This window comes from Sinorhizobium sp. 7-81 (assembly GCF_030124405.1).
In the GTDB taxonomy this organism is placed as follows: domain Bacteria; phylum Pseudomonadota; class Alphaproteobacteria; order Rhizobiales; family Rhizobiaceae; genus Sinorhizobium; species Sinorhizobium psoraleae.
In genome coordinates, this window is record NZ_JASKLT010000006.1 from 291392 (window position 1) to 303778 (window position 12387).

General features: G+C 60.2%; 10 protein-coding genes. 2 read left to right on the forward strand and 8 right to left on the reverse strand.

Annotated elements, in window-relative coordinates; translation table 11 throughout:
• A partial coding sequence (locus QN224_RS21265; RefSeq protein ID WP_283978247.1) for a VCBS domain-containing protein occupies positions 1-1503 on the reverse strand: 1503 nt, incomplete at its 3' end.
• Between the two features lie 448 nt (positions 1504-1951).
• Between QN224_RS21265 and QN224_RS21270 the strand changes: the two genes are divergently transcribed.
• Positions 1952-2863 (forward strand): transglutaminase-like cysteine peptidase, encoded by a 912-nt coding sequence (locus tag QN224_RS21270; RefSeq protein ID WP_283978248.1) that lies wholly within the window; start codon positions 1952-1954, stop codon positions 2861-2863.
• Positions 2864-2876: 13 nt separating this feature from the next.
• On the opposite strand, the gene QN224_RS21275 is transcribed toward QN224_RS21270, so the two are convergent.
• The 6 genes from QN224_RS21275 to abc-f form a co-directional block, all read right to left on the reverse strand.
• Positions 2877-3482 (reverse strand): ribbon-helix-helix domain-containing protein, encoded by a 606-nt coding sequence (locus tag QN224_RS21275; protein ID WP_283978249.1) that lies wholly within the window; start codon positions 3480-3482, stop codon positions 2877-2879.
• A gap of 4 nt (positions 3483-3486) precedes the next feature.
• Positions 3487-4767 (reverse strand): HlyD family type I secretion periplasmic adaptor subunit, encoded by a 1281-nt coding sequence (locus QN224_RS21280; RefSeq protein WP_283978250.1) that lies wholly within the window; start codon positions 4765-4767, stop codon positions 3487-3489.
• A gap of 51 nt (positions 4768-4818) precedes the next feature.
• Positions 4819-6996: a type I secretion system permease/ATPase gene (locus QN224_RS21285; protein ID WP_283978251.1), complete on the reverse strand. Its 2178-nt coding sequence runs from the start codon at positions 6994-6996 to the stop codon at positions 4819-4821.
• Positions 6997-7030: 34 nt separating this feature from the next.
• Positions 7031-8392: a TolC family outer membrane protein gene (locus tag QN224_RS21290; protein ID WP_283978315.1), complete on the reverse strand. Its 1362-nt coding sequence runs from the start codon at positions 8390-8392 to the stop codon at positions 7031-7033.
• 271 nt (positions 8393-8663) lie between these two features.
• Positions 8664-9425, reverse strand: a complete 762-nt coding sequence (locus tag QN224_RS21295; RefSeq protein WP_283978252.1) for a diguanylate cyclase — start codon at positions 9423-9425, stop codon at positions 8664-8666.
• Between the two features lie 160 nt (positions 9426-9585).
• Positions 9586-11208 carry a ribosomal protection-like ABC-F family protein gene (gene abc-f, locus QN224_RS21300; RefSeq protein ID WP_283978253.1) on the reverse strand — a complete coding sequence of 541 codons (1623 nt, stop codon included), beginning with the start codon at positions 11206-11208 and terminating at the stop codon, positions 9586-9588.
• 227 nt (positions 11209-11435) lie between these two features.
• On the opposite strand from abc-f, the gene QN224_RS21305 reads away from it, so the two are divergent.
• A complete protein-coding gene (locus tag QN224_RS21305; RefSeq protein WP_283978254.1) occupies positions 11436-11864 on the forward strand; it encodes a peptidylprolyl isomerase in 429 nt (142 codons plus the stop codon).
• A gap of 50 nt (positions 11865-11914) precedes the next feature.
• Here QN224_RS21305 and QN224_RS21310 read toward each other — a convergent pair whose 3' ends face one another.
• The gene (locus tag QN224_RS21310) at positions 11915-12361 is read right to left on the reverse strand and encodes a DUF2214 family protein (RefSeq protein ID WP_283978255.1); all 447 of its coding nucleotides are present in this window, start codon (positions 12359-12361) and stop codon (positions 11915-11917) included.
• Positions 12362-12387 lie beyond the last annotated feature (26 nt).

The following is a 12387-nucleotide window of genomic DNA, read 5'->3' on the forward strand; positions in this document are numbered from 1 at the left end:
GCTCCAGCTGGCGGTGGCGCCAGTGTCGACATCGCTCGACACCATCGTGCCGGTCGCCGTCAGCGGCCCGGTCACCGGCGTGACGTCGTCGGCGGCAAGGCCGCTCTCGCTCACCGCCCCGGCGATTACCGAAGTTGCCCCGATCACCGGCGCGTCGTTGGTGCCGGTGATGGTGATCGTCACCGTCTGGGTGTCGGTGGCGCCATCATCGTCGGTGACCGTCACCTGATAGCTGAGCGTGATCGTCTCGCCTGCGCCGAGGAACTGCACCAAAGCGTTCGGCACCTGATAGTTCCAACCGCCTGCAGTCGCGGTGAACCCCGCCGTCAGCGTGTCGACCTGTGCCTGCGTCAGCGCGCCGCCGTTCCATACCGGCTGCCCCGCCGGCGTGCCCGTCACCGTCAGCGTCTCGTTGGCGTCGACGTCTGAAAGCGTGATCGTGCCGCCCGCCGTCAGATTGCCGCCGACAACCGCGAGGTCTTCGGTCACCGCGCCGCTTGCCGTCGCGGTGAGCACGGGCGCGTCATTGGTGCCGTTGATGGTGATCGTCACCGTCTGGGTGTCGGTGGCGCCGTCGCCATCGGTGACCGCCAGCTGATAGCTGAGCGTGATCGTTTCGCCCGCGTCGAGGAACTGCACCAGCGCGTTCGGCACCTGATAGTTCCAGCCGCCGGTCGTCGCGGTGAACCCCGCCGTCAGCGTGTCGATCTGCGCCTGCGTCAGCGTACCGCCGTTCCACACCGGCTGCCCGGCCGGCGTCGCTGTTACCGTCAGCGTCTCGTTGGCGTCAGCGTCGGAGACCGTGACCGTGCCGCTCGTCGTCAGATTGCCGCCGACAACCGCGAGGTCCTCGGTCACGGCGCCGCTTGCCGTCGCGGTGATCACCGGTGCATCGTTGGGATCGAGCAAGGCGGCCAACTGTTCCTCACCCGCCGGCGCGCCAAACTGAAGCGCGGTTGGGTCGAGCAGTCCTATAACCGTCCCGGCATCGCCGATGCCGCCGCTAGCATCGGAAAAATTGCCGCCCCCGCTCTGGCTGGAAGCCACGCTGATGCCTCCATCGGGACCTGCCGCAACGTTGATGCCGTTACCTTCGAGTACCGCGACGAGCGTTTCTTTCGGGATCTCGGCATCGCCAATAACAAAGGTTGGAATGTTCAGCGCCGCGTTCAGAATTCTGATCGTTGAACCATCGGGCTGCTCCAGAACGATGTCGCTGCCGAAGACCTTAATCTGCTCAAGGGAGACACCCGCAGGAAGCCTGACGATATTGGAGGCATCCGCTCTGACGATGTCCTGCATTGGCTGTGCGGGAGCCGCGGCCTGGCCGCTGGCGACAGGCGCTCCGGTCGCCGGATCCAGCAACTGCGGCTCAGGCAGCTCGCCGCTTTGCACTTGCGCGACGATGCGGTCTCCCCTGGCAGCGCCCCCTTCATCGGCCACGCTGTTTTCAGCCGTCGGCGCATACGCACCATCGGAAAGAACCATACCTTCGGTTGCCATGTGTAGTATCCCCCAAGCATTTAGCGCAAGTAAACACATGCCATTTTCGAAATCAATTCTTGAGGCAATCCTTAAATTGCGAAACGATATATCCTGTTATGCAGTTACGAGAATATTCTTTCACAAGCGAACTAAGGACATATCATGATATGCATACCGGCGGCGTCAGGCGCTTCCACCATCGCAGCATTCGTTGAAAACACGACTCGGCTGCCCCTGAGTCTCACATAAAAATAGGTAATATTGTTCCATCTTCCGCGTCGTTTACACGGTAGGAATTGCGACTTACACGAACTTCAACCGCAATGGAGACCAAATATAATATACACTTTGAATAAAATTTTATACAAATTGTATTACTGCTCGATACGATAGATAATCCGTATAGCTTTACGCCAGTTTTTCTTTTCCTTCGTAGAGTATCCCCATTCAACCGTGAGGTGCGGCAATGGGTAAGAAGAACTGGGCGCGCTACAGGACAGTTTGGAAAGTTGTAGCTTTGGCTGCAAGCCTCCTGTCCCCTTCAGCGACGTGGGCCGGCCAGCCCAACGCGGCCTACCTTGGCACTCTGCAGCACATGATCGGCTTCGACGTGCCAGCAATTGCGGCCGCAATGGGCAACGCCGACGCCTTCAGGAATAAGACGACGGAAACACTCAAGGCTCGACCGCAACAGGTGGCGGTCACGCCGGCCAGCCCCCGCCTGAATGCAGCCTCGCAACCCAACCCCGTGGCCGTATTCCAGTCGGTGGCTTTCCGTGTGTCGTCGATACCGGCAGCGCGGAAATGGAAAGCCGTATTTCCCTTGATAGCATCATCCGATTTCGCGCGGTGCGAAACGGCGAGCAGCTGCGCAGCAGCTGGAATACTTCGGACTTCCATCGAGGACGCCATTGACCTTGGCTTTTACCAGAAGCTGAACCGCATCAATCGCGCAGTGAACCGGCTCGTTCGCTACGAAGCGGATACACAGAACTACGGTTCAAAGGATTATTGGGCATCCCCGAACGAGATTCTCACCCGTGGCAAGGGCGACTGCGAGGATTACGCGATCCTCAAGATGGCTGCGCTGAAACAGGCCGGGCTTCCGCCACAGGCCATGTCGATCGTCGTGCTCCGCGACGTACGCCGCAATCTGTACCACGCTGTACTCTCGGTAATGACCAGCCAGGGCTATTTCATACTCGACAACCTGAGCGACGAGGTGAAGCTCGACCGCGCCCTGCCTACCTACCAGCCGCTGTTTTCGGTCAGCGCGGATCGTGCATGGATCCATGGCATCAAGACTGGCGGCGACAAGCTTGCTTCAGCCGCCTCGCCGTCGTTGGACGTCATGCCTGGCGAGGGTGCGCTCCGATAGCAGTTCGTTACCTTCACGCCGAGATGAAGCCGATAACCACGTCCTGATCGAACAGTGACGCGAGCGCTGCACTCAGGCGACCGCGGGTGACGTGCTCGTTGATCCCGATCGTGAACCCTGCCGGCTGGGGTTCGCCGGGAGAAGCTTTCAACCGATCTACCAACTCGGCAAACTGGACATCAAAGGAAAGCCTAAGGCCTTGCGCGGGCGGAGAGGACTGGAATCTTAGAAAGCGTGACTGAACGAAGGTGAGGAATGCAGGATTATAGGCAATGATCCGCTTGTCACCCGTCAATGCAAAGGCTGGCGATGGGCATGCGCGCACCTGGCCCGCGACAACCGCTAGCCCGCTGCGTTCCCGAGCGCCGGAAAGCTGTTCGCGCAAATAGCTTGTCGCGACGTAACGCAACCTCGCTGTCAAATTGCCTTCCCCATCCAGGGCCTGTTCACACTCGGAGATGATATCGGCGAGCTTGCAGCTTCTACGGGCGGCGAGTTCGGAAAGGCTCGACCAGTAGATTTCCTCGAGCTTTATCCCGCGCCGCTGTCCGCCGACGGTCACGACGCGGAACCTAAGCGCACTCATGTCTGCTGAAGATGTCGGTTGCGTGACATTCATCTGCTTAACGCTCCCGGAAGGCTTCCTCGCGCGCCTTGTTGATGGGTTTCATCAGATAGGTAAGGATGGTCTTCTTGCCGGTCATGATGTCGACCGAAGCGATCATCCCAGGCATGATCGCGTATTCCCTTCCGTCCTTCACAAGCGCGGCCCTGTCGGTCTTGACCCGCACGAGATAGTAGGTCTCGCCGGTATTTTGATCGACCAAACTGTCCGCACTGACGGTTTCGACCTCGCCGCCGAGGCCGCCATAGATCGAAAAGTCGTAGGCCGAAACTTTGATCAGAGCCGGCTGACCGGTACGAACGAAAGCGACATCGCGCGGCGAAAGGCGCGCTTCCACCAGCAATGTTTCGGATGTCGGCACGACGCCGCCAATCACCGCGCCAGGTGTCACGTAGGCTCCCACGGTGTTGACCTCCAGCGTATTGATGATGCCATCGACCGGCGACCGGATATCCGTGTTCGCAACCCGGCTGCTGGCACCGCGGATCGTTTCCTCGATCACCGAGAGTTGCGATAGCGCCTCAGTCTTTTCCGCCAGAGCCTCTTGCCGCAGTTGCAGCGATAATTCGGTCACCTGCAGTGCGGCTTCCCTGATCGCCGCCTCCAGTCGTCCGGTCGATTCTTTTGACAGGGCGAGCTGGCCGCGGGTGTCGGTCAACTCCTTCTCGACCCGCAACAGTTCTGTTTGCGCGACCAGCTTGCGCTTGACCATCGGCGCCAGCAGTTCCTGTTCACGCTCCGTCACCTGCAGGCTTTCGGACAGTCGCGTGATATTGGCTTGTGCTTCCGCGAGTTCCTTTTGGCGCTGGCCATGACGCGCCTGCATGACCGAGAGCTTGTTGTTGAAATTGCCGGCCTTGGCCAATAGCAACTGCTCCTCGTTGGCGCATATGCCTGGTGCCGCCTTGGCGATGTCGTCTGGGCACTTGTACTTTGACTCGTAGGCTCCTTCCTCTTCAAGCTCCAGGCGCGCTATCTGCGCGCGCAACGACCGCGCCTTGGCTTCGAGCTCGCCGAGCGAGGAGCCGCTGGCAGTATCATCGAGCCTGAGGATCAGATCTCCCCGGCGAACGACCTGGCCAACCTGGACGGCGATCTCGCGCACGATCCCGGGCTCGCTCGACTGGATGATCTGCGTCTTCGAAACCGGGATCACCTTGCCCTCGCCGCGAGCGATCTCGTCGACTTCGGCGACCGCGGCCCAGGCGACAAACGAGGTGATGAGGAGACCGATGACGAGCAGGCCGGCGCGTGCTGCAAAGGGTGGCTTTTCAGTCATGCCGATTCCCTCCGCCGCTCGTGACCCGTGCCCCTTCCGATGAAAGGGAAATCATGCGGTTGCCTCCGGCACAGGGCTGATCGAGCCGGTCCGCTTCTGCAACTGCTCGATAACTTGCGCCTTAGGGCCGTCGGCAACTATGCGACCGCGGTCGAGAATCAGAAGCCGATCGACGAGGTTGAGCATGCTGTAACGATGGGTGGAGATAAACAGCGTGACATCCCGGCCGAAAACATTGGAAAGCCGGTTGATCAGCTCTCGCTCGCTGGCCAGATCCATGGCGCCGGACGGCTCATCGAGGAAGACGATCTTCGGCTTGCGAAGCAGGATCCGCGCGATCGCCACTGCCTGGCGCTGTCCGCCGGAAAGCTGGGAGCCGCGTTCGCCGACCGGCATGTCGTAGCCGCGCGGGTGAGAGGAGACAAAATCGTCGACGCCGGCAAGCTTCGCCGCCGCCACCATTGCCTCGTCGCTCGCCGTCGGGTTCGCCATCAAGAGGTTCTCCTTGATGGTGCCCGAGAACAGGTCCGAATTCTGCGAGACGAAGGATACTGCCGAGCGCACCACGGAGGGGTGCAGCTGCCGGATATCGACACCATCGAGCAAGATCCGACCCAAACTCGGAGGATACAGTCCCGCTAACAGACGCCCGATCGTCGTCTTGCCCGAGCCAATGCGGCCGATGATCCCGACGCGCTCGCCCGCAGCTATGGTCACACTCATGTCGCTGACAACCTTGTGATCCGTCCCGGGATAGGCAAAGTCGACCTTGGCGAAGGTTACGCTGCCCTGGCGAATGTCGCGGTTGACGAAGCCGATCGTGTTGGGTCGATCCTCGGGCTGTTCCATAATCGAGTTGAGAATACGAAGCGACAGGAGCGCCTGGCGAAGTCGTGCCAGCGTCATGGCGATCTGGCCGAGCGGTGCAACCGCACGGCCAGCGAGCATGCTGGCGGCAATGATTGCGCCGGATGAGATATTGCCCAGCGTGAATTCGTAGGCGCCGGCGACGACGATACACACGGTGACCAACTGCTGGACGAATTGCGTCGCGTGCGCGGCCCATGAAGAAATCTGTTTGATCTCCTCGGATGTGTTCGAAGAGTGCTTAGCTAACTCGTTCCATCGGCGAAGAAGCTGCTTTTCCGAATGCAGCGTCTTCACTGTCTCGATCGCGCTGATGGTTTCGACCAGCAAGGATTGGCGCTGGGCGGATTCGTTCGAGGCAGCGGCAACGCGGCTACCGATCTTGTGCTGAGCGACATAGCCGATCAGCAGACTGAAGATAAATGCGACCGCGGGCACGACCGCAATCCAACCGGCGACGGCATAGACTGCAGCAATGAAAACGAAAACAAAGAAGCTGTCTATGACCGTGCTCAGCGTATTCGAGGTAAAGAATTCGCGTACGAATTCGTACTGCATGGCGCGGTTGGCGTATTCGCCGGTCGAGTGCGGCCTGGACGCGAGGGTGGCGTGCAGGATTTTCTCGAACAGCATGTAGGAAAGCTTCAGATCAGCCTTGCGTCCGGCGTAGTCGATGAGCGCAGCCCGCACCGTCTTCAGCAGGAAATCAAAAAGGATGACGGCGCTGATACCCAGCGCCAGCACCCAGAGGGTCGCAATCGCTTTGTTGGGCAGAATGCGATCATATACGTTCATCGTGAATAGCGGCGCCGCCAACGCAAGCACGTTGATGAAGAACGCGGCGAGCGCAACCTGTGCATAGGCTTGCCAGAAAGGTCGTATTGTCGCCGTCAACCAGTGTTTGCGGTCGATATTGCGTGCTTCGCCGACACCCGGGCCGGTCGCGGCGTTCAAATAGGTCGCGGAGAACGATACGGCATATGCGACCCGGTCGAGATGCAAATCCGAGAACCTGAGCATGGTGCCGTCGGCCGATGATACGGCGTTCGACAGGCTTAGGACCCCATCCAAACCCTCTTCCAATAGCGCCGCCGCACGACCGTCGCGAAAAACGAGTAGCAGCGGAAATAGAAAATCACGGTTGGCGAGCGCGCGCGGCGAAACGATTTCTGTCTCCAGCCCGACGCGCTCGGCGATACGCGACACATCCTCGACGCTCGGCGAGCGGGCATCGAAAGGCACGTCGGAATAGAGCACTGTATCGGAGGACGGCCGGTTCAAGAAGATGCAGATCTCCTTGAACGCCGTCGTAAAGCCGGTCAAAGCCGGGCCGGTTTGCACTTGGGTTTCAACGCCTTGCATAATGACGACCAATCATGTGCCATAGCGACGGTCATCACTTTTGCCGGATCGGTGCAAGCAGGTCGAGCGGCAGATCATTCGTCTGGCGGGAAGGCACGCGGCGATAGGTCTCCGTCGCGGGAGCTTCGGAAACGTTGAATTCCTTCCGCGCATAGGCTTCCGACTGGGCCGGTGCCTTGATTTCCATGGTGGCGAGAAGTTGGCCCGTGGCCGCGAGCAGGCGATACTCGGCAAACAACGCGGCGTACTGCGCCGTCTTCGCAAGAACGTTTGCATTGAAACGCGCGTTCTGCGCGCTGAGCACGTCCAGCAGCGAACGTTGCCCGACGGCGAGTTGCTCGCGATAGGATGCCACAAGCTGGTCGTTCGCTTGCGCCTGCGCCTTCAGCGTGCGCGAGAGATCATATTGGCTGGCGCGGCGCTCCCAGGAGATCCGGACAGCTTCCTCGACTTCGCGATGCGCCTGGTGGAAAACGAGCCGCTGCTCGCTGGCGCGACGCATCTGCTCCTGTTCGTTGGCGATGTCGATACCGCCGCGATAGAGGTTCCACTTCGCGACGATACGTGCCTGAGCATCCCAGGTATCGCCCGTCGAACCGTCGATGTCCACTCCAGAGCGGATACGCCCCTCGGCAACGATCTCCGGCAGCATGCTCGATTTCGCCGCCTTGACCTGAGCGTCGGCGACATTGATATCGGCGTCGGCTGCCTTGATGCGCGGATTATTGGTCCGCGCGATACCGATTGCCGATTCCAGTGTCTGCGGCAACGCGGCGGCGACCGATTTTGGCATGGACGGTTTGGTCAGCGGCTGGCCGACGAGACGATTGAAGCTGATCTTGACCGTATCCAACGCCTCTTCGGCTTCCAACAGCCGGGCCTTCGCCGAAAGCAGGCGCTCGTCGGCCTGCTGGCGGTCCGCCTCGGTCAGCCTGCCACCCGAAATCAACGAGCTGATGTCGGAGCGAATCGACTGGTGGGCACCGACGTTACGGCGTGCCTCTTCCACGATCTGCTGCTGGAGGATGTATTCGAAATACTCGCGAACGATCTGCAGCGCGATTGTTTCTGACCGCTCCAGGACGCGGAAAGAGGCGCTGTCGACGCGTGCCGCCTGGCGCTCCAGCTCTGCGCGCCGGCCGCCGCCATCGAAGAGTTTCTGCGTGACGGTCAGACTGACATCCGATGGGTAGAGGGGGTCGTTCTCGATGGAGGCCAGTCGACGGCTGTCATCCTCCAGATGGCGGGCGCCGGTTGACGCCTCCAGATCGACGCTCGGCAAATAAAGTCCACGCGCTTGTCGCAACTCGAACTCGATCGCTTCGCGATTCTCTACCGACTGCCCGATTTCGGGGTTGGATACGATTGCAATCTGGAGCGCTTCCCGCAGCGTCATCGCTTCCGTTGCGCCGCTAGCAAGCACAGTCGATGCGAGCAGAATGGAAAACAGTCCGCCCCTAAATGTCTTACCTAATTTCAATTAATCCCCCTCGTCACGCCCGCAGGTTGAGCATGCATCAAAATCACTCAAAATTTGCGTTAAATAATACATTGGTAATAAAGGAGAGCCATTAATTTTTAGGGGGCCAAGGTCGCGCTCAAGCTTTGGCGGCGCCATGTTGCAAAAATGGAACAAACCACCCGCACGTTGTAACGGTCAAGACGCATCAGGCTGACGGCAGGCGCATAAATCCGATGTCCTGAGCGGCCTCCGCGGTCACTGTAACACTCCCCGAAGCCGCGGCGCGATGCAGCCGTTCCAGGTCGATGCTGCCGTCGAACAAAACGCCGCCGACGCTGAGCGCAAGATCGACACCCTTGCCGTCCGCGGCGAAGTGCGAAGAAACCAACGCCTTGGTCAGGCGTGCACATACATGGTCAGCCTCGGCTTCAGTGGCGCCGATGAGCAGCACATCGAAGCTCGCGGGTCCGGTTCGTGCGACGATGTCGTCGCGGCGAATGGAGGTGCTGATGGTGGAGGCCACGAATTGCAAAAGCTCGTCGCTCCATTGCGGACCAAAGCTCGCGCCCATGTCGTCGAGATTGTTGATACGCACATGAATGAGGGCGCCCTGCAGCGAATCGCCCGAACGGCGGCGCCGGCGCTCCAGTCCACTCACGTGCTGGACAAGTCCGCGTCCGGTGACGCAACCGGTCGCGCCATCATGTGCGGCAAGATGATTGATTTGATTCCGCAGTCGTTCGGCGCGCCGAAACTGGACGGCGGCGACCACGATCAATGGGATACCCATCAGCAACGATACCAACCCCGCGCTGACCATGGCGGCGACATAGGGGCTGTCGGGAAGCGCCGCCAGGCTGAGATAAGTCAACAGCTGAGCAAGGACAGCAAAGCCGACAACGCCGCCGAGAGCATAGCGCGCCACCCGCCAGTCCTTCTGCCCTTTGAACGGTATTTGCCTCTGCATTCATCCAGCTCCCGATTCCCTGAGGATATTCGGTCTAGCGCAGCTTTGTGGATATTCCCTTTGCTGCTTGTCTACAAGTTTAAGCAAGTGGCTCAAATAACCGGGAAATGGATCAAAACGGCATAGGATCATATGGTCGGCCCTTGACCGGCGCCCGCCCTCACCCGCGCAGGCCCGGCGCCTCCTGTCCGGTGCGCTCCACGTATTCGGTATAACCGCCGCCATATTGCTGGATGCCATCCGGCGTGAGCTCCAGCACTCGATTGGAAAGCGCCGACAGGAAACGGCGATCGTGCGAGACGAACAGCATGGTGCCCTCGTACGCCGAGAGCGCCTTGATCAGCATTTCCTTGGTATCGAGGTCGAGGTGGTTGGTCGGCTCGTCGAGGACGAGGAAGTTCGGCGGGTCGAACAGCATTGCGGCCATCACCAGCCGCGCCTTCTCGCCGCCGGAGAGCACTCGACAGCGCTTCTCGACATCATCGCCGGAAAAGCCGAAACAGCCGGCTAGCGCTCTAAGCGGAGCCTGTCCGGCCTTGGGAAAGCGCTCCTCCAGCCATTGCAGTATGGTGCTGTCGCCATCGAGCAGGTCCATCGAATGCTGGGCGAAATAGCCGAGCTTGACGCTGGCGCCGAGTGACACGTTACCTTTGTCCGGCGTGGCGGTGCCGGTGACCAGCTTGAGCAGTGTTGACTTGCCGGCGCCGTTTATGCCCATGATGCACCAGCGTTCGCGCCGGCGCACCATGAAGTCGAGCCCGTCATAGATCGTCCGGCTGCCATAGGCCTTATGGACATTCCTGAGGTTGACGACGTCTTCGCCGGAGCGTGGAGCCGGCAGGAATTCAAAGGCGACTGTCTGGCGGCGGCGTGGCGGCTCGACACGGTCGATCTTTTCGAGTTTCTTTACGCGGCTCTGAACCTGCGAGGCGTGAGAGGCGCGGGCCTTGAAGCGCTCGATGAACTTGATCTCCTTGGCGAGCATCGCCTGCTGGCGCTCGAACTGCGCTTGCTGTTGCCTCTCGTTCAGCGCCCGCTGTTCTTCATAAAAGCCATAATCGCCGGAATAGGTCGTCAGCGTGCCGCCGTCGATCTCGATGATCTTGGTGACGATCCGATTCATGAACTCGCGGTCATGGGACGTCATCAGCAGCGCGCCGTCATAGCCTTTCAGGAATTCTTCCAGCCAGATCAGGCTTTCGAGATCGAGATGGTTGCTCGGCTCGTCGAGCAGCATGACGTCCGGGCGCATCAGCAGGATGCGGGCGAGCGCCACGCGCATCTTCCAGCCGCCCGACAGCTTGGCAACATCGCCGTCCATCATTTCCTGGCTGAAGCTCAGTCCCGCCAGAACCTCGCGGGCCCGTCCCTCCAATGCGTAGCCATCCAGCTCCTCGTAGCGAGCCTGCACCTCGCCGTAGCGATCGATGATCGCATCCATTTCATCCATTCGATCCGGATCCGACATGGCCGCTTCGAGCTCGCGCAGCTCCGCCGCCACGGCGCTGACCGGGCCTGCGCCTTCCATCACCTCGGCGACGGCCGACCGTCCGGACATCTCGCCGACGTCCTGATCGAAATAGCCGATCGTCATGCCCTTCTCGACGGAAACCTGTCCCTCGTCGGGCAGTTCCTCGCCGGTGATCATCCGAAAGAGGGTCGTCTTTCCCGCCCCGTTGGGACCGACAAGCCCGATCTTTTCGCCACGGTTCAACGCGGCCGAGGCTTCGATGTAGAGGATGCGGTGACTGTTGGACTTGCTGATATTTTCGATACGGATCATGTGGAGGAAGCCTGGTGGGGTTGCGGGCATCCCTATGCCATGGGTTGGTGCAACTGTCACGCAATCCGGCGCATTCTCTGTGCGTCCATCCCGCTCCGGTTTACATTTGCCGTCAGCGCCCTAGGTCACGCTGTATTGATGTCGGCAGAGACCGGCATGTCGCCCGGCGCGATGAGCCTTTAAGCCTCGCGACCGCAACGTTCCTCAACATCTATCGAGAGACAGATATGACTGAAGTCAAGAACGGCGACGTCGTTCGCATTCACTATACCGCCAAGCTCACCGATGGCACGGCAATCGAATCCTCGCAGGGCCGGGAGCCGCTCGAAGTCCTGGTGGGTGCAGGCCAGATCATTCCCGGGCTCGACCGCGAGATCAGCGGCATGGCCGTCGGCGAGATGAACACGGTGGCCATTCCAGCAGAGGACGCCTATGGCCCACATGACGATACGCAGGTGCAGATGGTGCCACGTTCCGCTGTTCCCGAAGGGGTCGAGATCGGGACCAGGCTCCAAGCGACCGGGCCGGATGGCCGTCAGATGGCGCTCACTGTTACGAGGGTTGATGACGAACAAGTGACGGTGGATGCCAATCATCCGCTCGCCGGCCAGGATCTGGTCTTCGACGTCACGGTCGTGGAAATCCTCAATACTTAAGCAGCTTGCAGATAGACCACGGATTGCCGTGCAGACATTCGACCGACAGCTCAATAGCCGTATCGGACCATCGTCGCGGCAAAGATTGGGATGAGCGGAAAGATGGCGCCCTGCGCGATGATAAACCCGCGTGTTGCGGCTATTTCCTCGGTCGGGACGGTAAAAGCCTCATCGTCGGCCGACATGCGCCATTTCCGGATTTGCAGCGTCGGGCGGGCGGAGAGGAGTCCGACCGCCACGAAGGCCGCCATCTTTGACCAAAACGCCCAGTTATAGATGTAGGCCTCCCATCCCTTGAGGCCGAAGACGATGCGGCCGACGCCGACGAGGATCACGAGGGCGGCGATCGCTCCGTAATATGCATCGATGCGGGAGAGCCGTTTCACTCCCGCTGCAGACAATCCGGGTCGTACCATTGCCGCTTCCGTGGCGATGATCGCCGCTAGCAAAAAGACCAGGACGTGGTGGGCGCTGGCAAGAACAAGATCTGTAAACATGGGCGTTCCCCCGATTCAGGTGACGA

Excerpts from the sequence above, each read along its gene's own strand:
- abc-f (WP_283978253.1), bottom strand. The coding sequence starts at position 11,208 with ATGATCCGTATCGAAAATATCAGCAAGTCCAACAGTCACCGCATCCTC.
- QN224_RS21270 (WP_283978248.1), top strand. The coding sequence starts at position 1,952 with ATGGGTAAGAAGAACTGGGCGCGCTACAGGACAGTTTGGAAAGTTGTA.
- QN224_RS21285 (WP_283978251.1), bottom strand. The coding sequence starts at position 6,996 with ATGCAAGGCGTTGAAACCCAAGTGCAAACCGGCCCGGCTTTGACCGGC.
- QN224_RS21275 (WP_283978249.1), bottom strand. The coding sequence starts at position 3,482 with ATGAATGTCACGCAACCGACATCTTCAGCAGACATGAGTGCGCTTAGG.
- QN224_RS21310 (WP_283978255.1), bottom strand. The coding sequence starts at position 12,361 with ATGTTTACAGATCTTGTTCTTGCCAGCGCCCACCACGTCCTGGTCTTT.
- QN224_RS21290 (WP_283978315.1), bottom strand. The coding sequence starts at position 8,392 with ATGACGCTGCGGGAAGCGCTCCAGATTGCAATCGTATCCAACCCCGAA.
- QN224_RS21305 (WP_283978254.1), top strand. The coding sequence starts at position 11,436 with ATGACTGAAGTCAAGAACGGCGACGTCGTTCGCATTCACTATACCGCC.
- QN224_RS21295 (WP_283978252.1), bottom strand. The coding sequence starts at position 9,425 with ATGCAGAGGCAAATACCGTTCAAAGGGCAGAAGGACTGGCGGGTGGCG.
- QN224_RS21280 (WP_283978250.1), bottom strand. The coding sequence starts at position 4,767 with ATGACTGAAAAGCCACCCTTTGCAGCACGCGCCGGCCTGCTCGTCATC.